Raw genomic sequence first — 21,671 nt, forward strand, 5'->3', positions numbered from 1 at the left:
CCGGGGCTTTTTCCCCCCCCCCCCGCCCCCGCGCGCCGGGGGGGGTCCCCCGCCGCCGGGGGGGGGGGCCCCCCCCGGCCGGCCCCCCCCCCCCACTGCGGTGGGTATCCGCCTACGCTGCCACGCATCGACCGCCGCGCCCGCACCGCAGCCGCCGACGCCCTCGCGGCGCCGGTCGCGGGTGCGCGCGCTGTTGGTGGCCCGGCGGTGGCCGCGGGTGTGCGCACCGTTGCGGATCTGGCGGCGGTGGCGGGGGTTCGCACTGTTGCGGAGCTGGCGCGGCTGCTGCGTGAACTGCGGCGCCGGGACGCCCGGCGGCGCGGCGGCACCGAACTGACCTACCGGGAACTGGCCGCGGCCACCGGCTGGTCGCACGGGATCATCGGCGGGTACCTGGCCGGGCGGGTCCTGCCGCCGACCGACCGGTTCGACGTCCTCATCCGCCTGCTCGGCGCGTCGCCCGCCGAGCAGGGCGCCCTCGCGACCGCCCGCGACCGGGTCCAGGAAGGTCGCCGCCCGGCCGCCGCCGCTCCCCCGTCGACACCTGTCCCCAGGCAGCTGCCGGCGGACGTGCCCGCGTTCACCGGCCGGGCGTCGCGGCTCGCCGACCTCGACACCGTCCTGGACGGCGGCCCGGACCGCTTCGTGCCGCGGGTGGCGCTGATCGCCGGCACCGCCGGCGTGGGCAAGACCGCGCTGGCGGTGCACTGGGCGCACCGGGTCGCCGCCCGGTTCCCCGACGGTCAGTGCTACGTCGACCTGCGCGGATACGACCCTCAGCAGCCCGTCGACGCCGGCGACGCCCTCGCGGAGCTCCTGCGCGGCCTCGGCGTCCCCGCGTCCGGCGTCCCGGCCACGACCGCCGAGCGCGCCGCCCGCTACCGCACGGAGGTGGCCGGCCGGCGCCTGCTCGTCGTGCTGGACAACGCCTCCGCCGCCGACCAGGTCCGGCCGCTGCTGCCCGGCACCGGCACCTGCGTGGTCGTGGTGACCAGCCGCGACGCGCTCGGCGGCCTGGTCGCCCGCGACGGCGTACACCCGATCCGCCTCGGCCGCCTCGACCGGGCCGACTCGCTCACCCTGCTGCGGCGGCTGATCGGCCCGGACGCCCCCACCGGCACCGTGGAGCTGCTGGCCGAGCGGTGCGCCGGCCTGCCGCTGGCGTTGCGGGTCGCCGCGACCCGGCACCGCGACCTGCACAACGACGGCCTCGACGCGTTCGACGCCGACGGCGACCCGCGCACCGCGCTGCGATCGGTGTTCTCCTGGTCGTTGCGGCATCTCACCCCACCGGCCGCGCTCGCGTTCCGGCTGCTCGGGCTGCACCCCGGCCGGGTCGTCGACGGTCCTGCGACAGCCGCGCTCGCCGGTGTACCGCTCCCCGCCGGCCGTTCAGCCCTGGACGAGCTGGCCCGCGCGCACCTGGTCGAGCCGGCCGGCGACGGCTGGTTCGGTATGCATGACCTGCTGCGGGCCTACAGCGTCGAGCTCGCCGGGCAGCTCGGACCCGACGGGTCACGCGCCGCCATGGACCGGCTCACCGCCCACCTGCTGCACACCGCGGCCGCTGCAACCGCCACCCTGTTCCCGCACGACCACCCGACCCGACCCACCGCTTCGTCCATTGTGGACACACCGGAGCGGGCCCAGCGGTGGCTGGACCGGGAACGGCCCGGGCTCATCGTCCTTGCCAGATCCGAGGCCGCTGTCGAGCTGTCTCGGATCCTGTGGCGGTATCTGGAGGTCGGCGGCCATTATCGCGACGCACTCGCGCTGCACACCGCCGCCGCGGTGCACGGCGACGCCGACGTCCACACAAACCTCGGCGCAATCCACTGGCTACTCGGCGACCACGACCGGGCAAAGCTCCACTTCGGACGGTCGCTGCACGGGCACCGTTCTGCCGGCGACACGGCCGGCGAGGCACGCGCGACGGCCCGGCTCGCACTGGTGCACGAGCGGCTCGGTGACCACGAGGAGGCCGCGGCCCGGCTCCGCGACGCCCTCGCCATGTACCGCGCCACCGGCGACCGCCACGGCGAAGCCGCACAACTGCTCAACCTCGGGTTCACGTACCATCGCATGGGCCGGCACACCGAGGCCCTCGGCCACCTGGAGCACGCCGCGGCCCTGTTCGCCGCCCTCGGCGACCGCCGCCTCGAAGGCTACGCACTGGGCAACCTCGGCGCCGTCGAGAGCGCCACCGGCCGGCACGACCAGGCTCTCACCCGCCTGCGACAGGCCCTGGAGCGCTGCGTCGCCGCCGCCGACCGAGGCGGCGAGGGCAGCGCCCACGCAACCATCGGCGCTGTGTACCACCGGATGGGCCACCACACGAAGGCGCTCAGCCACCTGCGCCGCGCCCTCACCATCAGCCGCGCCACAGGCGAGTGCGGCCTGGAGATGGAGACGCTCAACACCCTCGGCGACGTCCTGCTGGCCACCAACCACCCGGCCGCCGCCGCCCACCGGTTCACGGCCGCCCGCGCCCTGGCCGAACAAACCGGCGACCGCCACACCCTCACCCACGCGCTGGACGGCCTGTCACGCTGCACCCCCCACCTCAGCCAGCACCCACCCACCACCCTCGACCCGTCGCCCCACAACCACCACCCTCATCCCGCATAGCGACAGCCCAGACAGCACGCCACCCTCCCGCAGGGCAAGGCCATCATGGCGTGCCGCAACACTGCGGGCGGACGGCGAGACGGGCGGGCGGGACGGCGGATGGCGAAATGACGGGACGGCAGGTGCGCTGACGTCAGGTCGCGGTGTGGCGAGGCGGGCGCCGGTTTAACACAGCTTTCCGCGCAGACACCGGCAGCGCGGGCGCGGCGAGACGCGGGCGCAGGCGCGGGCGTGGCGGGGCGTGGGCGCGGCGAGACGCGGGCGCAGGCGTGGCGAGGCGGGGCCGGGCATGGCGAGGCCGGGCATGGCGAGGCCGGGCATGGCGAGGCCGGGCATGGCGAGGCCGGGCGCGGGCGCGGCGGGACCGAGCGCGGCGGGGCGGCGGATGGGGGCGGATGACGGGATGGTCGGTGCACTCAGGCCAGGTCGCGTCGAGTCGCGGCGGGCGCGGCAGCGGCGGGTTTGAACGCGGCATTCGGGCAGACGCCGGCGTGCGGCGGGGCGGGCGTGGCGAGGCGGAGGCGGAGGCGGAGGCGGAGGCGGAGGCAGGAAAGCGTGAGGGAATGGTCGGTGCGCTGACACCGGGGTCCGGGCGACTTTGGGCGTGCGCAGGCGTCCCGTTGGCGGCGGTGGCGGACGACGCGCCGTCAGCGGAAGGCAGGCGTTGGCGCCATGCCAGCGCAGGGCGGGCCCCGGTTTGGCGTCGCTGCAGATGCCAAACGGTTGCCGGACGCCCGCGCGGCGTGGCCCACATGGTGCGGGGCGTCGGTCGGCACGCAGGAGTGGCGGCGGAGCGGGTTGTGCCGTGTGCGGTGTTCGCGACGAGCCCCTGGGATGTCCGCCGGCTGGTGCACGGGCCGCGCTCGAGAGGACTCAGTGGTTGTGGGGCATGGATGCGAGCGAGTGCCCGGTGTTGCCGCAGCGTTCTGGATCGACGGTTGCGACTCAGCTGCCGGGCGAGCGGGCGCGGCTGCCGAGGTGTCGTCGGCTGCATCGCCTGGTGCGGGAATGGCCGTGACTGCTGCGTCATGCGGCGCGCCGCCGGCCGATACTGCCAGGGCTGATGGAGGCACGAGGCTGGCCGTGACTGCGGGATCACGTGGTGCTTGGCAAGCCGCCATCGTCGGCGCCATCGCCATCGCCCTCGTCGGCGTCGGCGTCGGCGTCGGCGTCGGCCGATCCGTTGCCGCTGGCGCTGGCGCTGAGGAGAGGCCCGCCGTGACCGTCGGTGCTGTACTGATCATGACTGCCGGGTCGCCGGACGTTGGCCACGCCGTCGGTGCCACCGCCGGCGCCGGCCTGACCACGGCGGCCGGCTTGGCACTGACCGCGGCGGCCGACTTAGCACTGACGGCAGCGGCCGGCGCGGAACTGACGGCAGCGGCACGCTTAGCAGCGGCACCGGCACCGGCACCGGCGGGCGGAGCGGAACTGGCGGTAGCAATCGGCGCGGAACGGGCGAGCGCCGGCTCAGCACTGACGGCGGGCGGAGCGGAACTGGCGGTAGCAGTCGGCGTGGGGCTGGCGGTGGTCGGCCGGTCTTCCGGCGTAGCTCTTTCCGCGCTCATTGCCGGCGCAGAAGAGGCCGCATCGGCCAGCAATCGGGCGGTTCGCAGCCGGGCCAGTTTCGTTGCGTGCCGGGCGGCCAGCCCGTGCGCGCGGGCCTCCGCGAACTCCGCCCTGACCCGAGCCTTCTCATCCCACCGACGCTGCCACTCGGCCCTCTGCGCGGCGAAACGAGCATCCCAGTCGATCGACCCAACCGTCGCGGTCGACCCGGAATCTGGTGCTTCCAAAGAGAAATACGGTCGTGGCACGTGCCGCCTCCCCCCGGTAGGCGCTACCCCTCCATTCTCGAGCCTGCACACCACCAGGTCCAGCGCCATGACCCCATGTAATCGACACCACACGCGCCGCAGCGCCCAAGAGCCCTGGCGGCACGCTGTCAGCAGGGTGTGCCGTTGACGGTGAGGTCCGTGGGCGCGGCCGTGGTTGTCGCCGAGGCGGTCCAGCCGAACGTCACCGAGCGGCCGGTGTCGATGACCGCGTTGTACGGCACGTTCGTCGCCGCCATCGTGAACGGGTCTGGCTGCTCAATCTTCGCCTGCCAGACGCTCAGGTTGCCGGTCGCGGCGGGCATCGTCCACCGGACTGTCCACCCGACCACAACCGGGCCATGGTTGGTGATCGTGAGGTCCGCGACGAACCCGCTGGGCCAGGCGACGAACCGGTAGTCGCACGCGACGGCACCAGCGGCACCCGCAGACGCAGACGCAGGCGCGACCCAGGCCAACGGCAGAACGGCAGCCAAGGCAACGGCCAAGAAGCGAACGGCAGGGAAGCGAACAAGACGGGGCACGGAGCCTCCACGAGGGGGTGGGGTACGGATCGGACACGGCGCACGCCGGACTCACGGCCCCACAGGCCGCGCCGGCCGCTCGGCTCCCACCGCGGCTCTCGCGGCCTGGAATCTACCGACCCGCCCACCCGCCGGTCAACGAATCGATCCCCGACCGGCAGTGTCAGCGGTAGCGGTTCGCCGTCGAGGAACGATGCGAAGGCAATGTCGTCGCGGTCCGGAAGGCTCGGCGCGCTCGTCTCCGCCGCGGACGGCCACGTCGGCACCGGCTTCCTGTCGACCCGCTACCTGCTACCGGTCCTCGCCGCGCGCGGGCACGTCGATTCGGCGTACACCATCCTCCTGCAGGACACAGCGCCGTCCTGGCTCACGATGCCCGCGACTCGTTGGACCGCGCCGAGAAGGGCACGGGCGCCGCGCTGCGGGTCGCCGGCCCGGGCCGGCGCACGTTTCGGCACGGCGAAACTGGCTAGAGACACCGCTTCAGTCTCTCGGTTCGGGAGGTGCGTGGCTGTGTTCGATGGCTTCCAAACGTTCGACATCGCGACCGCGGGCGCGACGATCCACGGGCGTCTCGGCGGCAGCGGCCCGCCGGTCCTGCTCCTGCACGGCATCCCGGAGTCCCACCTCATGTGGCACCGGGTGGCGCCCCGCCTCGCCGAGCGGCACACCGTCGTCGCCACCGACCTGCGCGGGTACGGCGACAGCGGCAAGCCGCCCAGCACCGCCGATCACGAGCCGTACAGCATGCGCGCCCTCGGCCGGGACCAGCTCGAGGTCATGCGACAGCTGGGCTACGACACGTTCAGCGTCGCGGGGCACGACCGCGGCGCGCGCTGCGCCTACCGGCTCGCCCTGGATCACCCCGACGCGGTGCGCCGGCTCGCCGTGATGGACGTCGTGCCCGTCGGCGAGGCGTACGACCGTGCCGACAAGGACTTCAGCCTCACCTACTGGCAGTGGTCCTTCCTCGCCGCGCCCGAGCCGGTGCCGGAACAGTTCATCGGCGCCGCGCCGGCCACCATGGTGGACTTCATGCTCGACACGTGGGCCGAGGTGAAGGACGCGTTCCCGGCGTCGCTGCGGGCCCGGTACATCGAGCATTTCAGCGACCCCTCGACGGTCCACGCGATCTGCGAGGAGTTCCGCGCGGCCGCGACCCTGGACTACCAGCAGGACGAGGAGGACCGCGGCCACCGGAAGATCGACTGCCCGGTGCTGTTCCTGTGGAGCCAGCACGGTTCGGTCGCGAAGCTGTACGACGATCCGCTCGCGCTGTGGCAGGCATGGGCCGACGACGTGCGCGGCGTGCCGGTGCCGGTCGGCCACTTCATTCCGGAGGAGGCACCATCGCAGACCGCCCGCCAGCTCATGTCCTTTCTCCAGTAGGACGGAGCCCTGTCATGGTCGACATCGCATACCGCACTGCGGACGTGGATGGCCTGACGGTCTTCTACCGCGAAGCCGGCGCCCCGTCGGCGCCCACGTTGCTGCTCCTGCACGGCTTCCCGTCCGCCAGCCACATGTTCCGCTCGTTGATCCCGCTGCTCGCCGACCGGTTCCACGTCGTCGCTCCCGACCTGCCCGGCTTCGGCAAGTCCGACATGCCGCCCCGGGCCGGGTTCGACTACACGTTCGACCACCTCACCGACGTCATCGACGGCCTGACCGAACGGCTGGGCCTCGACCGCTTCGCGCTCTACGTGTTCGACTACGGCGCGCCGGTCGGGTTCCGGATCGCCACCCGGCACCCCGCACGGATCACCGCGATCGTCTCCCAGAACGGCAACGCCTACGAGGCCGGCCTGAGCGACGCCTGGGCCCCTGTCCAGGCCTACTGGAAGGATCCGTCGCCGGCCAACCGGGAGGCGATCCGGACGCTCCTGGCACCGCAGACGACGGTCTGGCAGTACACCCACGGCGTCCCCGACCCGGCCCGCGTCAGCCCCGACGGCTACGAGCTGGACAACCACTACCTCGCCCGGGCCGGCGCCGATGAGATCCAGCTCGACCTGTTCGGTGACTACGCGAGCAACGTTGCGCTCTACCCCGCGTTCCAGCAGTACTTCCGGACCTCCCGGCCGCCGCTGCTGGCCGTGTGGGGCCGCAACGACCCGTTCTTCCTGCCCGCCGGCGCCGAGGCATTCAAGGCCGACCTCCCCGACGCCGACGTCCGTTTCGTCGACACCGGCCACTTCGCCCTCGAGACCCACGTCGAGGCGATCGCCACCGCCATGCGCGAGTTCCTCGCCGCCAACCCATGACATTTGTACCGCCAATCCCACGACGAACGGGCCCATGATGATTGGAGGCTGGATGCGACCCTGAAAGGCGTGACAATGACGGCAGATGTGGTGCGGCTGCGGCCTCCCCTGCACCGGGTCAGCCCCCGCGCCCTGTGGTACTGGGCGGCGAGGGCCGCGGTGCTGTGGATCGTCCTGCTCGTGCCCCAGGGGATCTGGTGGTTCGCCGACAGCGACGGCGCGCGGCTCCCCCACCTGGTCGTGGGCGCGGTGTGGCTGGTGCTGGCCGCGGCGCACCTGACGGTGATGCCGCAGTGGCGCTACCGGGTGCACCGCTGGGAGGCCACCGACACCGCGGTGTACACCCAGACCGGCTGGCTCAGCCAGGAACGGCGGATCGCGCCGATCTCCCGGGTGCAGACCGTGGACAGTGAACGCGGGCCGATCGAGCAGCTGTTCAAGCTGGCGAACGTGACCGTGACCACCGCGTCGGCGGCCGGCCCCATCAAGATCGACGGCCTGGCCGCGAAGGACGCCGACCAGCTGGTCGCCGACCTGACCACCCGGGTCGGCCAGAGCACCGGGGACGCGACGTGACCACGGCGGTCGAACCCGCGGAGGTGGCGGTCGAGGAACGCTGGCGCCGGCTGAGCCCCCGGATGCTGGCGGTACACCCGGTCATGGAGCTACGGCGGCTGATCTTCCCGCTGCTCGCGGTGCTGATCGGGCTGCGCAACGGCGACGGCGGCGAAGGCGGCTGGTGGGCGCTGGGCATCGGCGGCATCGGCATCGCGCTCGGGTTCCTGCGCTACTTCACCACCTCGTTCCGGATCACCCCGGCCTCCGTACAGGTCCGCCGGGGGCTGCTGCGCCGCCGGACGCTGACGGTGCCGCGGGACAGGATCCGCACCGTGGACGTCACGTCGCACGTGCTGCACCGCATCTTCGGCCTGGCCCGGGTCACCGTCGGCACCGGCAAGACCGACAAGAAGAACAACGGCGTGAAGCTGGACGGTCTCAGCGCCGCCGCCGCGGAGAACCTGCACCGCGAGCTGCTGCACCGCCCCGCGGCCCAGCCGGCCGGCGTCTCCCAGCCCGCCGAGGCCACGTCTGAGACCGTGCTGGCGGCCATGCGCCCGGCCTGGATCAGGTACGGCCCGTTCACGCTATCGGGCCTGCTCACCATCGGCGTGCTGTTCGGCATCGGCTCCCGCCTGGTGAACGAGAGCCACATCGACCTCACGAAGATCGGCGTCGTCCACGACGCGATCAACGACCTGCGCGACAGGCCCCTGCCGGTGGCGATCCTCCTGGTGGCCGCCGCGGTGGTCGTGTTCACCGCGGTCGCGTCGACCGGCGGCTACGTCCTGGCATTCTGGAAGTTCCGGCTGAGCCGGCACAGCAGCGGCACGCTGCACGTGCGGCGGGGCCTGCTCACCACCCGCAACACCACGATCGAGGAGCGCCGGCTGCGCGGCGTGGAGCTGAGCGAGCCGCTGCTGCTGCGGTCGGTGCGCGGCGCCCGGGTTCTGGCCATCGCCACCGGCCTGCGGGTCGGCCGCGGCGCCGAGCGCGGCGGTTCGGTCCTGCTGCCACCCGCGCCCCGGGCCGTCGCGGTGGCCCTGGCCGGCACGGTCATCGGCGACGCGGACCCGCTGACCGCGACCCTGACCCGGCACGGCTCCCGGGCCACCGTGCGCAGGTTCACCCGAGCCTTCACGTTCAGCACGGTGCTGATCCTGATCGTCCTGGCGTTCGTCCTCTTCGCCGGCGCCCCGTGGTGGGCGTTCTGGACGGCGGTGCCGCTGTTGCCGATCGGCGCGCTGCTGGCCTTGGACCGGGCCGGGTCCCTGGGCCACACCCTCACCCCCGACTGGCTGGTCAGCCGGCACGGCAGCCTGGTGCGCCGCCGCTACGTCCTGCGCACCGACGCGGTGATCGGCTGGAACATGACCACCTCGCTGTTCCAGCGCCGGGCCGGTCTGACCACGCTGACCGCCACCACGGCCGGCGGCCAGCAGCGGTACTCCATCCTCGACGTCCCCGACGCCGAGGCGATCCGGGTGGCCCGCACCGCCGTCCCCGGCCTGCTGGAACAGTTCCAGCCGTCAGCCGAGGACGTGCGCGGCCACCGGTGATCGTTGCGCCTCGGAAGTCAGGGCGCGTCTTCCCCTGCAGGTGGCCCGCGGGCAGCTCACCGAGGGCCACCACGACGACCACGGCTTCCAGTTCGGCCTCGACGTCATCCTCGACGGCCTGTCCCCACTGCTGCACGCCTAGCATGGTCCCGATGACCACTTCCGAAGCGCGACCCGACAACGTCCCGATCGACCGAGCCCGGGTCGAGGAGGCGCTGCGGCTGCTCTCCGGCGTGCCGTTCGGACTCGGTGTCGCCGTCAAGAGACTCAGCCGTGGCAGCGGCGTCTACGCCTGGTGGGCTGCGCCAACGGTCTTTCCCGACCTCGCCGGGCCGCCGAATGCAAGCGCCCCGTCGCTGCGGCTGTTGTACCTCGGGCGGGCGACCAGCCTGCGGGGCCGGATCCTGCGCAACCATCTGCGGCGCTCGGGCAGCTCGACGCTGCGCCGCACGCTGGCCGGGCTGCTTGTGTCCGAGGGCTACCGGACGACCTGGACCGATCGCGTCGTCCTGGTCCCTGAGGACGAGACGCGGCTGACCGCGTGGATGCACACGCACCTGCGCCTGACCTGGGCGGAGGACGCGGAGCCGGCATCGATCGAGGCCGAGCTCGTCCGGCGCATGCACCCGCCGCTCAACGTGAGCGGCGTCGACCCCGAGCACCTCCAGGCGGCCGTGGTCGCCGCCAAGCACTCGTACAACACCAGCAGCAGCCCGGTCGAGCCCTAGCCGTTTGCCCGGTGCGGCTCACCCGTCCGCCGGCTTTTCGCGCAGTTCGCGGATCACGCCGTGGCGCCGCAGCGCCCACGCGAGACGGCGGGCGTGGCGATGCCGCACGACGAGGATCACCGCCTCGCGGATCAACGCCCAGCGGCGCCCCCGGAACTGGTTCTCGACCACCTTCCAGATCACCGCCCGCAGCGGCGCCGACTCAAGCGCGTCACGCAGGTCGGCGCGGACCTCCGGATCGTCCAGCGCGGACCGGATCGACAGGGCCAGGCCCGGCCGGTCAGCGATGCTGCCGGCGATGCCCGCCGCGAGGTTGTGCCGGATGTCGTCGTCCTCGACGAGCAGCAGCGTCGCGCGCCGGATCTCCGCCGTGTCCAGGCCCGAGCGGAGCAGGTCCATCGCCCGCAGCTCGACCTCGTGGTCGTGATCCTCGACGGAGAGCGCGGCGAGCAGGCTGGTCACCTCGTCGAGGTCAATCACATGCTGCAGCCCGGTCCGAAACTCGGCCCGGTCCCAGGCGAAGAGCAACGCCTTGACGAAATGACGATCCATGCCCGCTGATACCCGCAATCCTGACCACCCGAAACGGATCCTCGCAGCCGAGCAGTCCGGCAGTCGACAACGTGGCCACCGTACGTGTCAACCTGGGTTGACAAAGGATCGCGTGTCAAGTTAGGTTGACAGCCATGTCGACCCTGACTGATGCATCCGTCCTTGACGTGGTCATCGTCGGCGCCGGGCCAACGGGCCTGCTGCTCGCCGGCGACCTCGCCGGCGCAGGTGTCCGTGCGGTCGTTCTCGACGACACCGCCGAGCCGGTCCAGATCCCAAAAGGCAACGGCGTTGTCGGCCGGGCCGTGCTGGAGCTGCGGCGACGCAAGCTCCTGCGGGGCACCGGCCTGCGGGTGGTACGGCCACCGCGGTTTCGCTTCGGCCCGCTCACCCTCGAACTCGGCCTGCTGCGCAGTCCACTGCACGTGCTCCCGGTGCCACAGCACCGGCTGGAAGGCCTGCTGGCGGAGCGCGCCGCGCGCCTCGGCGCCACGGTCTTGCGCGGGCACGAGGTCACCGGGTTCGAGCAGGACGGCAACGGCGTGACCGTCCAGGCCACCGCCGAAGGCGCGCCCGTCGAGCTGCGCGCCCGGTACCTCGTGGGTTGCGACGGCGCACACAGCTTCGTGCGCAAGAGCCTCGGCATCGGCTTCCCCGGCGTCACGAGCACCAACATCTCCCGGCTGGCCCGCCTCACCATCCCGGCGGGAGCCGTGGCCCGGGTCGGCGATCGCATCGACGTGCGCGGCGTCGGCCAGCTCGTGCCCTTCCAGCCCAACCGGACCGGCCACGGCTCGATCACCATCGCCCCCGCCGACGCGCTCGACCGCTCCGCCCCGGATGACGTGTACATCGTCAGCACGCACGAACCACGCGGTGACAGCGAACCGACCAACGAGCTGAGCGACGACGAACTGCGGGCAAGCCTCCGCCGCGTCCTGGGTACCGATCTGCCGTACACGACGGCCTATGCCGCGAGGAGCGTCGTCGCGAACAGCCGGCACGCGGAACGGTACCGGGAAGGCCGGGTCTTCCTCGCCGGCGACGCCGCGCACATTTTCAGCGCCGGCGGCTCGGCCATCAACGCCGGCCTGCTCGACGCCATCGCCCTCGGCACGACCCTCGCCGCGGTACTGCGCGGCGCAGCGCCGCAGACCCAGCTCGATGCCTACCAGTCGGAGCGGCACCCTGCCGCGCAACGCACCCTCGCGCTGACGCGCCTGCAGGTCACGCTCGAAGCCGACGACGAGACCGGCGAGGCACTGCGCGAGGTGCTCGGCAGGCTGGTGCAGGACCGCGCCACCGCACGCCGCATCGCGACGCTCATCGAAGGCTGACTGGCCCTCTCCGCATCTGGCCCGCAACTCCTCCAAAGCATCGGAGCAGAAAAATGTCGGTGGTGGTCTCTATGCTGCTGTCGCTGGTTCACGACACGGGGAGACAACATGCGAACGCCACGACTGCTACCGGTGCTGCTCCTTGCCACGATGGTCGGCCTGACCACCGGATGCACCAAGGAGCCGGACACCACAACGGCCACGAACGGGGCGGCTGCGGGCGGGGCAGCCACGAATGCGGCGGCCGCACCGAGCGCCACCGTTGACGTGAAAGCCAACACCGAGGCGGTGTGCAAGGCGGTGGTGGCCGCCTACAAGGCAGAAGAGGGCCAGCTGCTGCCGCTCGGCAGTGCGATGGCCAAGGCGGCGCTCAGCCATGACCAGCAGCAGATCGCGAAGGTCAAGGCAGATGCCGAGGTCGTGCTCAGCAGGCTGGACAGGGTGATCGACGCCGAGCTGGCCAAGGCCGCCGATACCGCGGCGAAGGCAGCGATCAAGCAGTATTCGGTGGTCTACGCGGACACCTGGCGTGCCGACAGCTTTGCCACCATTGACCCCATCGACGAGATGGACAAGGCCAATGCCGCGGTCAAGCCGTACTGCCCGGCCTTGAAGATGTAGCCGGTTCCCATGCCTGCTCCATGTCCATCGGCACGCCGTCCCGCACCGGCAGATCCTGCCGGCTTGTAGCATCGATGACCATGGCTATACGGCGGCTACGGCAGGCGGCGGCGGTCACCTTCGGGTGGATCGTCGTGTTCGACGCGCTGCATGTGTACTGGGAGTTGGGCGGCCGGTTCGGCTTCGGTGACCAGGCCGATCCGCTGCCGTCGGCACAGACCGCCGGGCAGCGGGTGTTCGCGGCCGTCGTGCTGGCGCTGTTCGTGATCGGTACGGTGCTGCCGCTGGCGTTCGTGCAGCGGTGGGGCAAGCGCATCCCGCGATGGATCCTGATCACCATGGCGTGGGTTGCCGCAGGCCTGCTGAGCGTGCGTGCCGTGGCCGCGTTCCTCGATGATGCGATGCGCACGGTGTTCGGGTCGCCGACCGGTCTGTCCGGGTTGACGTACGAGCAGGTGTTGGGCACGGCCACGCCTTCGGCGTACACGCTGTGGTCCGCCCGGACGATCGACTTCTACTTCCTCATCGGCGGCGTCCTCTACGGTGCGACCGCCTGGTCCGCCAGTCGCCGTGCTGACGAGCAACCGGACCCGCCGCACCGAGCCGAATGACGGCGTTTGATCAGCGACGATCCAGCACGGCGCTCAGGAACCGGGTGTCCAGCCACGGTGGCGTCGCCTGCCGGCCGAACGGGTCGGACAGGTCCCGGCCGTACCGTGCCGCCACGGCCGCCACGGGCTCCTCGCCGACGCTCCAGCCGGCCGCCCGCAGGTGCTCCGCCGGATCCCCGCGCCGCTCGGTATTGATCAGGGACCGCATCTGGACACCGGACCGTTCGCTGAGCTCGTCGAGCGGCGCACGGTCGGCGGCGAGGTGGTCCACCTGGACGATGTGGTCCAGCGCAAGGCGGCTCCCCGGCACGGAGTGTTCGTCGACGCGCCGCAGCAGCTGATCCTCCGCCTCCGCCGGCAGGTACGCCAGCAACCCCTCCGCCACCCAGACGGCCGGGGCGTCGGCGTCGAACCCGGCGCCGGTCAACGCCGCCGGCCAGTCCTCGCGCAGGTCCGCGCCGACCGGGACGCGGACGCAGGCCGGGCTGGCACCCGCGTGATCGAGCACGTCATCCTTGAACGCGACGACCTGCGGCTGGTCCAGCTCGTACACGGTCACTCCGGGCGGCCAGCCGAGCCGGAACGCCCTGGTGTCCAGGCCCGCGGCGAGGAGCACGACCTGCCGGACGCCACCGCCGACCGCCTCGAGGACGACGTCGTCATAGAACCGTGAGCGCACCCCGATGTAGCGCGAGCCGTGCAGATGCAACGCGTCCCGGTCACCGACCTCAGCGCCGGGCTCGGGCCAGCGCACCGGGAACGCGACCGGCGACTCGACGGCGCGGATGAACGCGGCGCCGAACGGGTCGTCGATCAACGCGTCCGGACGCGACGATTCGACGGTACGCGACGCGGCAAGGCCGAGGGCCGTGATGCCCGGCCCGGTGGTGACATCCCAGCTGCGGTGTCCCGCCACGTCCCACACCTTCCTCGTGTCCCGGCGAATCTCCACGCTCCCGCCGCAGCAAGGCAGGGCGGCGGGCGGGCCTGCCAGAGTCGTGTCCGACGGGTATCTTCCGCGCGTGAAGTTGAAGATTGCGATCGGTGTGGCCGTTGCCCTCGTGCTGTCGTGTTGTGGTTTCGCGCTGTACCGGCGCATCGTCCCGAATCATCACGCGTCCGGCGAAAAAGGCTGCGTTGCGAGCACGACCAACGCCGGCAAGCTCGCGTCCTCGCGTTGCACCGAGTCACACGAGGCCGAGATCGTCGACTTCTTCTACCCTGAGGGTGCCGAGGCCGGCTGTCACCGGTCGGCCGAGGAGTTCCTCGGCGGGTCGCTCGCGGACGCCCGGATCGACCTGCGCCTGCTCAACTACGTCCGGAAGGACTTCACGTCGTTGGCGTGCGGGCTGGTCGTCGTCAGTGACTCCGACGGTACCGATGCGCCGCACACCGGGAGCCTGCAGGGCACCATGCGCGGGGACCGGCCGATGGCGATCACCTGCGGCCACTACACCAATGGCGTGCTGAAGTACCTGACGTGCGCCGAGGCGCACTCGGCGGAGTACGTCGGGTCCGTTGTGGACGGCGGCGATCACGACACCAGCTGCCGGCAGGCGGGGGCAGCCTACCTAGGGCTGAGCGACGACGAGTTCGCGACCCGCGGCGATCTGCGGTCGCACTGGCTGACCACGCCGCGCGGCGGCGAGCGGACCGGCTGCGTCGTGGTGGAGGTGTCCGGCAAGGACGTCCTGACCGGCTCGGTCAAGGGCCTCCGGACCGGACCGCTCCCCGTTTGAGGCCGCGCAGCGCGGTGGGCCGCTCCCGACGGTGTACGGCAGGCGTGACCGTCAGCTCAACAGGTCGGTGTCGAGGTCGAAGATGCGTACCGCTGACCACAGCGTGCCGCATTCGTCGCGGAACGCGTCGTGCACCGGATCGGTCTGGTAGGCATCATGGGCCGCCTGGTCGGGAAATCTGAGAACCATGCCGTACGAGTAGGCACGGTCGATGACGGCCCGGTCGGTGCCGGCGGGCGGGCCGAAGCTGCCGTCGATGGCAGACCGGATGGTCAGCAGGGAACGGACGCCCGCGAGAAACCTGTCGTGCTCGGCCGGCGTGAGGTCGGACCGGAGCGAGAAGTACACGGAGTGGATGAACACGTCGGCACGCTACAACACACACCGCTGACCCGTCTCCTACACCACCAGCGCGGACGCGACCCGCGGATCAGACCGACTGGATCGATCACGAGACCAACGACGCGGGTGGGATCGACGGACCGCATAGACTTCGTTGGTGGAAGGCGAGGACCGTACTTTGCCGGCGGCGCTGGCTGCTGCTCACGTTGAACGCTTCTGCGACGACCATGACGGTCACGACTTCCAGCCGTACGACGAGTTCATGTGGTCTGTCGAGACGCTTGAGTGGTGCCGGTCCTGGATCGGAAACCCGGCTGTGGATGCAGTGCCGTTCCGGGTCTTCGGGCAAGACGGGTCTGGTGGTCTTGCGGCCTTCTGGATCCGGGTTGCGGACGCCGAGATCGAGACCCAGCCCATCGTGTTCCTGGGTTCCGAGGGCGAGCTGCACGTGGTTGCCAAGGATCTCGGCGACTACCTGTGGCTGCTGGCCAACGGCGTCGGCCCTCTCGAGACCGTCGACGGCACCAACCGCACGACGACGCCCATCCCCGCGCTGACCGCGGTCGCGCAGCGCTACACCGGTGAGCTGCACCGGCCCACCGCGACGGTCATCGACGCAGCCCAAGCCGAACTCCACGCTTTGACAGCGCTGGTCGACAAACGTCGGGAGCATCCAAATGCCTCCCCCACCAGGTGATGGTCACCGACGCACCGGGCGGCGGCGGGTCGGTCCGGGTGAACGTGGGAGCCGCTCGTCCGCAGGGGTGGTCAGGTGCCGGACGGTGCGCCACCAGATGGCCAGTTGTGCGACGGCGAGGGCGAGGGCGAAAGGCGGCAACGTCCAGAGGCCGATGCTCTCGGCGATCGCGCCGGCCAGGAACGGGAACAGCGCGCCGCCGAGCACCGACACGCCGTTCAGCAGGCCGATCGTGGTGGGTGCCAGCCGCTGCGAGGCCAGGGACGGGGCGACCGCCATCGTGGTCGGGAAGATCGGGCCGAGGCAGAAGCCGAGGAGGGCGAGCGCGGGCACGGCCAGTACCGGCGCCATCCAGAGCAGCGCGGTGGCGGTGGTGACGCCGACCAGGCACGCGAACGTCAGCCGAGTCGCGGTCCAGCGCAGGCGCGCCGCGAGGGGGCTCAGCACGAACCGGCCCAGGGTCAGGCCCAGCCAGTACCCGCTGATCGTGTAGCCGGCGAGGAGGTCGCCGTGGCCGCGCTCGCTGACGAGGAAGCTGAAGCCCCAGTTGCCGACGCTGATCTCCAGCCCGACGTACACCGCGAGGAACGCGGCGCCGAGCAGGACCGCGGGCCGGCGGACCGCGACCCGCAACAGTCCTTCCCGCGGCGGGTGCCCGTCCGGCGGCCGGGCGGGCAGTGGGCGCAACGTGGCCTGGAAGCCGACCACGAGCGGCACACACGCCAGCGCGAGGACGAGCCAGACCGACGTCCACGCGGTGAAGCCCAGCATCCACGTCGCCAGCGGCGGCCCGATCAGCGCGCCGACGCCGAAGAACGCGTGCAACCAGTTCAACAGCGTGGTCGAGGAGGGCAGCGCGGCGAGGTGGGCGTTGAGCACCGATTCGAGGACACCGGTGCCGTACCCGGCGACGACCTGCACCGCGACGAGCGCGACGAACGCCGGACGGGTCGCTGTTGCCAGCCCGGCGACGATGAACGCGGCCCCGCCCACGCTCAACGCCGCCCGCGTCCCGAGCCGGTGGATCAGCGCCCCGGCGGTGGCCCCGGCGAGCAGGAACCCCGCCGAGAAGGCGAAGAACGTGACGCCGATCGTCGCTTTGTCCAGCCCGTAGTCACGGATCTGCGCGGGCAGCAGGACCCCGCCGACGCCCGCGCTGAGACCGACCAGGACGAAGGCGGCGTACGCGAACACGATCGGCGCCCAAGCGCGCGGCGGAGACGCTGACACCGGACCTCCACGGGACGACGTATGGTCGACATCATGCCGAACCACGGCCATCCGTTGGTGCGGTCGGGCTTTCGAAAGTCGAAGAAGCCGAAAGCCGAAAGTCGAAAAGCCGGACGAACGCAGCGAAAGAGGCGTGGATGTCGCACCGCAACGGCTGGCTCGAGCTCGTCGAGGCCGACCCGGCGCACTCGCAGCGATACATCGACCGTTTCGCGTCGATGGCCGAGGCCGGCGCCGACCTGGCCGGCGAGGCTCGGCTCATCGACGCGATGCTGCCGCGCGGGTCACGGATCCTGGACGCCGGTTGTGGTCAGGGTCGCGTCGGCGGTCACCTCGCCGCGGCGGGGCACGACGTGCTCGGCGTCGACCTCGATCCGGTCCTGGTCGCGGCGGCGCGGCGGCACCATCCCGCGGCGCGGTGGCTCGTCGGCGACCTGTCGGAGCTGGACCTGCCGGCGCAGGGCATCGATGACGGGTTCGACGCCATTGTCTCCGCCGGCAACGTGATGACGTTCGTCGCGGTGGACACCCGGCGGGAGGTCCTGCGCCGGGTGCGGGCGCACCTGCGTGGTGCCGGCCGGGTCGTGGCTGGGTTCGGCGCCGGCCGCGGCTACGACTTCGACGAGTTCGTCGCCGACGCCGCGGCCGCGGGGCTGGTTGCAGACCTGATGCTGGCGACATGGGACCTGCGCCCGTTCACCGCCGGCGCCGACTTCCTCGTCACGGTCCTACGTCCCGCGTAACCGTCACGGTCCAGCGTCCCGCGTAACCGTCGCGGTCCTGCGGGACCGCATAACCGTCGCGGTCCCGTGGCCCGCGTAACCGCGTGCGCCGTGGCGATCAGGCGGCGGCCAGCAGCTCTGGGACCGGGCCGGGGCGGCTGACACACTGTCCCCGCCTGGTCCCCAGCGCCGCGATGACGTCCGCGGTGACCTGGTCCGGGCTGGGCATCCCGTCGACGGACAGCAGGATGCCGCGGCGGTCGTACCAGTCCAATATCGGCTCGGTGACCTCGTGGTACAGCGCCAGCCGCCGCCGGATGACGGGCTCGGTGTCGTCGGAGCGGTGCTCGATCCCGGCCCGCGACAGCAGCCGGCGGACCACCTCGTCGTCGTCGACGCGCAGGTGCAGCGCGACCTCGGCCGTCGCCCCCAGCGACGTGGCGATCTGGTATGCGGCCCACGCCTGCGCGGGGGTGCGCGGATAGCCGTCGAGGACATAGCCGCCGCCGGCGGCGGTCGCGTCGGCGAGTGCCCGTCTGACCAGGTCCTGCATCACGCGATCCGGCACCAGGCTGCCACGGTCCAGGTAGTCCTGCACGGTGCGGCCCAGGCTCGTGCCTCGGGCGACGTGGCGCCGCAGCAGGTCGCCGGTAGCGAGGTGCGGCACCCCGAAGTGGGCGGCGATCCGGGCGCCCTGCGTCCCTTTTCCGGCTCCGGGTGGCGCGATCATCAGTACCCGCATGGTCTCTCCTTGTCCGGTGGATGGCTACCAGTGAATGCTGCGACGGGGCCCGGTGCCCGGCATGGGTCAGATGACTGCATCCCGGGCTACCGTGGGACACGCCACACATCGCAACCCTCGCACCGGGGGGTCTCCACGGTGAAGGTTCCAGCGCCGCCCGGCGACGACCTGCTCGGCCGGGCATCCGAACTGCGCACCATCGACGCGTTGCTCGCCGGCACCGACCCTCCGGGGCCGAGCCTGCTGCTGCGCGGCGATCCGGGCGCCGGCAAGACCGCCCTGCTCGACGCCGCCGCCGAGCGCGCGACCGCCGCCGGTGCGCGGGTGCTGCGGGCGGCCGGCGCGCCGTTCGAGACCGGGATCCGGTTCTCCGCGCTGCATCAGATGTTGTACGCCGCCCGGGACGTCGCCGGGAGGCTCCCCGACGACCAGCGCGATGCCCTGGGGCACGTCTTCGGCCGGGTCGCTGCCCCTGACCCCGACCCGCTCGTGCTGTCCACCGCGGTGCTGGCGCTGATGGGTGAGCTCGGCTCGGGACGGCCCCTGCTGCTGGTGGTCGACGACGTCCAGTGGATCGACCGGGCCAGCGCGACGGTCCTCGGGTTCCTCGCCCGCCGCGTCGGCAGCACCCCCGCGCGGTTCCTCGCCGCCCTGCGCAACGGCACGCCGGGCATCTTCGACGAGATGCGGCTGCCGGAGCGCACCGTCGGCCCGCTGCCCGCGCAGGCCGCGGCCGCGTTGCTGGACACCTGCCAACCCGGCCTGCCGGGTGTCGTGCGCCGCCGCCTGCTCGCCGACGCCGCCGGCAACCCCCTGGCGCTCGTCGAACTGCCCGGGTCGCTGACGGACCAGCAGCGGTCGGGGCAGGTCGCGCTGCCGGCGTTCCTGCCGCTGAACGGCCGCCTGGAGGCGACGTTCGCGGCCGGGCTGGCGGCGTTGCCCGAGCCGGCCCGGGCGGTGCTCCTGCTGGCCGCGCTGGACGCCGAGGCGGACCTGCCCACGATGCGGGCCGCCGCCCGGCCGCACGCGGACCTGCGGGACCTGACGCCCGCGCGGCGCGCCGGTCTCGTCACCGTGGACGAGGCCGGCGACCGGCTGGTCTTCCGCCACCCGCTGATCCGCGCCGCGATCGTCCAGCTGGCGTCCGCCAACGAGCAGCGGCACGCGCACGAGGCCCTCGCGGCGGCGCTCGCCGCCGCACCGGCCGGCGGCGGGGGCACCGCGCCGGAACGCCGCGCCCGTCATCTCGCCGAAGCCGCGACCGGACCGGACGAGACGGTCGCCCGCGCGCTGGACGCCGTGGCCAAGGCCGCCTGGGACGGCGGTGCGGGGCGGCGGCACGGCGGGGCGGCCGGGGCGGTCAGCGCGCTCGTGCGCGCCAGTGAGCTCAGCGACCGGCCGGCGCAGCGGTCGCGGCGGCTCGTCGAGGCCGCCTTCCTCGCCAACGTGACCGGACAGCTCAACCGGGTGCCGCAGCTGCTGAACGACGCCGGGCAGACCCCCGACACGGCGACCGGGCTCGTCTTCGCCGCCACCGCGCACTTACTGACCAGCGGCGACGGCGACGTCGAAACGGCCCAGCACCTGCTCGTCAAGGCGCTCGACGACCTCGACAGTCCCCCGGGTGGCGTCGTCAAGGGCTGGGACGGCTACGGTGTCCTCTACGCCCTGCTGTTCGTGTGTGTCTACAGTGCACGACCGGAGCCGTGGGAGCTGCTGCGCACGGCGCTGGACCGGTTCGACCCGCAGTCGGTGTCGGCGCTGCGGCTGTGCTACGACGCCTACGCCGACCCGGTCAGCACCGCGCACCCCATCCGGCAGCGGCTGGCGATCGCCTTCGAGGACCTGTCCAACGATCCCGCGCCGTGGCAGTTCATCCCCCTGGCGTATGCGGCCGTCGAGCTCGACGCGCTGGCCGGATACCGGCACCTGTGCGAGCGGGTCATCGACCGCGAGCGCGACGGCGGCATCGTGACCGTCGTCATCGTCGGGCTGCTCATGCTCAGCGTCGACTCGATCGCGCACGGGCAGTGGGACGAGGCGGAACGCCTGGCGACGGAGGCGCTCGACATCGCCCAGGCGGACGGCTACCACCTCCTCGAAGGGCAGATCCGGTGCCGGCTGGCGCTGATCGGGGCGGCCCGCGGCGACGTCGGACGCACCCGGACGCTGACGGACGAGGTCACCCGCTGGGCGACGCCGCGCGGCGTCGGCCTGGCCCAGGCCCTGGCGCGGCAGGCGCGCGGCGTCGCAGCCTTGGGCCGCAGGGACTACGAGGACGCCTACCTGCAGGTGGGCCGGATCGACCCGCCCGGCGACCCGAGCGTCGGCATCCCGGGCCGGTGGATGGTGCTCGACCTCGTGGAGGCCGCCGTCCACATCGGACACCTCGACGAGGCGCGGGCCCACATCGACGCCGCGCGCCGCGCCGGGCTCGCCGACGTGTCCTCCCGCACCGCGCTGCTCACCGCCGGCGCCGCTGCGCTCGCCGCGCCCGACGCCGAGGCGGACCGCCTGTACGCCGCCGCGCTGGCCGTGCCCGAGTCCGACCAGTGGCCGTTCGAGAAGGCACGGATCCGGCTGGCCTACGGCGAATGGCTGCGCCGTAACCGTGACACCGCCACGGCCCGGCTGCAGCTGCGGCGGGCGCTGGAGTGCCTGGAGCGGCTCGGGGCCCGCCCCTGGGTGGAGCGGGCCCGCAACGAGCTGCGGGCCGCCGGCGTGGCGACGGCCCGCAACGGCCAGACCGGGACGCTGACCCCGCAGGAGCGGCAGATCGCCACGCTCGCGGCGACCGGCCTGACCAACAAGCAGATCGGCGAGCGGCTGTTCCTGTCGCACCGCACTGTCGGCGCCCACCTGCACCGGCTCTTCCCGAAGCTCGGCATCACCTCACGCGCCGCCCTCGCCAGCGCCCTGGAGGCGCATCCACCCGAGGACTGACGCGCCGCCCTCGCCAGCGTCGTGGAGGCGCATCCGCCC

The 21,671-nt window shown here is 72.5% G+C and carries 20 protein-coding genes and 1 pseudogene; 14 read left to right on the forward strand and 7 right to left on the reverse strand.

The features are described from left to right. Positions 1 to 219 precede the first annotated feature (219 nt). Positions 220 to 2,628 carry a tetratricopeptide repeat protein gene (locus AB0K00_RS14215; RefSeq protein ID WP_363520193.1) on the forward strand — a complete coding sequence of 803 codons (2,409 nt, stop codon included), beginning with the start codon at positions 220 to 222 and terminating at the stop codon, positions 2,626 to 2,628. A gap of 1,095 nt (positions 2,629 to 3,723) precedes the next feature. Here AB0K00_RS14215 and AB0K00_RS14220 read toward each other — a convergent pair. After that, a complete protein-coding gene (locus tag AB0K00_RS14220; protein WP_363520196.1) occupies positions 3,724 to 3,900 on the reverse strand; it encodes a hypothetical protein in 177 nt (58 codons plus the stop codon). 673 nt (positions 3,901 to 4,573) lie between these two features. Next, positions 4,574 to 4,987: a cellulose binding domain-containing protein gene (locus AB0K00_RS14225; RefSeq protein WP_363520199.1), complete on the reverse strand. Its 414-nt coding sequence runs from the start codon at positions 4,985 to 4,987 to the stop codon at positions 4,574 to 4,576. Between the two features lie 204 nt (positions 4,988 to 5,191). On the opposite strand from AB0K00_RS14225, the pseudogene AB0K00_RS14230 reads away from it, so the two are divergent. From AB0K00_RS14230 to AB0K00_RS14255, 6 genes and pseudogenes are all read left to right on the forward strand, one after another. Beyond that, a pseudogene (locus tag AB0K00_RS14230) lies at positions 5,192 to 5,350 on the forward strand (hypothetical protein); the annotation flags it as partial. Between the two features lie 144 nt (positions 5,351 to 5,494). Further along, positions 5,495 to 6,376, forward strand: a complete 882-nt coding sequence (locus AB0K00_RS14235; protein WP_363520382.1) for an alpha/beta hydrolase — start codon at positions 5,495 to 5,497, stop codon at positions 6,374 to 6,376. Between the two features lie 14 nt (positions 6,377 to 6,390). Beyond that, complete coding sequence (locus AB0K00_RS14240; RefSeq protein WP_363520202.1) at positions 6,391 to 7,251, forward strand: alpha/beta hydrolase; 861 nt, start codon at positions 6,391 to 6,393, stop codon at positions 7,249 to 7,251. A gap of 75 nt (positions 7,252 to 7,326) precedes the next feature. Continuing rightward, a complete protein-coding gene (locus tag AB0K00_RS14245) occupies positions 7,327 to 7,827 on the forward strand; it encodes a PH domain-containing protein (RefSeq protein WP_363520205.1) in 501 nt (166 codons plus the stop codon). Then, complete coding sequence (locus AB0K00_RS14250; RefSeq protein ID WP_363520208.1) at positions 7,824 to 9,368, forward strand: PH domain-containing protein; 1,545 nt, start codon at positions 7,824 to 7,826, stop codon at positions 9,366 to 9,368. Before AB0K00_RS14245 ends, AB0K00_RS14250 begins: the two co-directional genes overlap by 4 nt. Before the next feature lie 152 nt (positions 9,369 to 9,520). Further along, positions 9,521 to 10,096, forward strand: coding sequence for a GIY-YIG nuclease family protein (locus AB0K00_RS14255; protein WP_363520211.1), 576 nt, complete (start codon positions 9,521 to 9,523; stop codon positions 10,094 to 10,096). 18 nt (positions 10,097 to 10,114) lie between these two features. Here the strand turns inward: AB0K00_RS14255 and AB0K00_RS14260 are convergent, their stop codons facing one another. After that, entirely contained in the window at positions 10,115 to 10,648 is a 534-nt protein-coding gene (locus AB0K00_RS14260; protein WP_363520214.1) for a hypothetical protein, read from the reverse strand. A 134-nt stretch (positions 10,649 to 10,782) separates the two neighbouring features. Here AB0K00_RS14260 and AB0K00_RS14265 point away from each other — a divergent pair, with 134 nt between their 5' ends. The 3 genes from AB0K00_RS14265 to AB0K00_RS14275 all read left to right on the forward strand — a co-directional run bounded on the left by AB0K00_RS14265 (position 10,783) and on the right by AB0K00_RS14275 (position 13,217). Beyond that, positions 10,783 to 11,985: an FAD-dependent monooxygenase gene (locus AB0K00_RS14265; protein ID WP_363520216.1), complete on the forward strand. Its 1,203-nt coding sequence runs from the start codon at positions 10,783 to 10,785 to the stop codon at positions 11,983 to 11,985. A 108-nt stretch (positions 11,986 to 12,093) separates the two neighbouring features. Further along, the gene (locus AB0K00_RS14270) at positions 12,094 to 12,606 is read left to right on the forward strand and encodes a hypothetical protein (protein WP_363520218.1); all 513 of its coding nucleotides are present in this window, start codon (positions 12,094 to 12,096) and stop codon (positions 12,604 to 12,606) included. A gap of 20 nt (positions 12,607 to 12,626) precedes the next feature. After that, a complete protein-coding gene (locus AB0K00_RS14275; RefSeq protein WP_363520221.1) occupies positions 12,627 to 13,217 on the forward strand; it encodes a DUF3995 domain-containing protein in 591 nt (196 codons plus the stop codon). A 10-nt stretch (positions 13,218 to 13,227) separates the two neighbouring features. On the opposite strand, the gene AB0K00_RS14280 is transcribed toward AB0K00_RS14275, so the two are convergent. Then, positions 13,228 to 14,133 carry an SAM-dependent methyltransferase gene (locus tag AB0K00_RS14280; RefSeq protein ID WP_363520224.1) on the reverse strand — a complete coding sequence of 302 codons (906 nt, stop codon included), beginning with the start codon at positions 14,131 to 14,133 and terminating at the stop codon, positions 13,228 to 13,230. A gap of 106 nt (positions 14,134 to 14,239) precedes the next feature. On the opposite strand from AB0K00_RS14280, the gene AB0K00_RS14285 reads away from it, so the two are divergent. Further along, the gene (locus AB0K00_RS14285) at positions 14,240 to 14,956 is read left to right on the forward strand and encodes a septum formation family protein (RefSeq protein ID WP_363520226.1); all 717 of its coding nucleotides are present in this window, start codon (positions 14,240 to 14,242) and stop codon (positions 14,954 to 14,956) included. A gap of 51 nt (positions 14,957 to 15,007) precedes the next feature. Here the strand turns inward: AB0K00_RS14285 and AB0K00_RS14290 are convergent, their stop codons facing one another. Further along, positions 15,008 to 15,319: a Dabb family protein gene (locus tag AB0K00_RS14290; RefSeq protein ID WP_363520228.1), complete on the reverse strand. Its 312-nt coding sequence runs from the start codon at positions 15,317 to 15,319 to the stop codon at positions 15,008 to 15,010. 136 nt (positions 15,320 to 15,455) lie between these two features. Between AB0K00_RS14290 and AB0K00_RS14295 the strand changes: the two genes are divergently transcribed. Then, entirely contained in the window at positions 15,456 to 15,995 is a 540-nt protein-coding gene (locus AB0K00_RS14295) for an SMI1/KNR4 family protein (RefSeq protein ID WP_363520231.1), read from the forward strand. A 3-nt stretch (positions 15,996 to 15,998) separates the two neighbouring features. On the opposite strand, the gene AB0K00_RS14300 is transcribed toward AB0K00_RS14295, so the two are convergent. Next, positions 15,999 to 17,225, reverse strand: a complete 1,227-nt coding sequence (locus AB0K00_RS14300) for an MFS transporter (protein WP_363520234.1) — start codon at positions 17,223 to 17,225, stop codon at positions 15,999 to 16,001. Positions 17,226 to 17,362: 137 nt separating this feature from the next. Between AB0K00_RS14300 and AB0K00_RS14305 the strand changes: the two genes are divergently transcribed. Further along, positions 17,363 to 17,968, forward strand: a complete 606-nt coding sequence (locus AB0K00_RS14305) for a methyltransferase domain-containing protein (RefSeq protein WP_363520237.1) — start codon at positions 17,363 to 17,365, stop codon at positions 17,966 to 17,968. A 97-nt stretch (positions 17,969 to 18,065) separates the two neighbouring features. Here the strand turns inward: AB0K00_RS14305 and AB0K00_RS14310 are convergent, their stop codons facing one another. Next, positions 18,066 to 18,689 (reverse strand): adenylate kinase, encoded by a 624-nt coding sequence (locus AB0K00_RS14310; RefSeq protein WP_363520240.1) that lies wholly within the window; start codon positions 18,687 to 18,689, stop codon positions 18,066 to 18,068. Positions 18,690 to 18,827: 138 nt separating this feature from the next. On the opposite strand from AB0K00_RS14310, the gene AB0K00_RS14315 reads away from it, so the two are divergent. Further along, the gene (locus tag AB0K00_RS14315) at positions 18,828 to 21,632 is read left to right on the forward strand and encodes a LuxR family transcriptional regulator (RefSeq protein ID WP_363520243.1); all 2,805 of its coding nucleotides are present in this window, start codon (positions 18,828 to 18,830) and stop codon (positions 21,630 to 21,632) included. Positions 21,633 to 21,671 lie beyond the last annotated feature (39 nt).

It is taken from the genome of Dactylosporangium sp. NPDC049525, from assembly GCF_040676755.1.
Taxonomy (GTDB): Bacteria; Actinomycetota; Actinomycetes; order Mycobacteriales; family Micromonosporaceae; genus Dactylosporangium.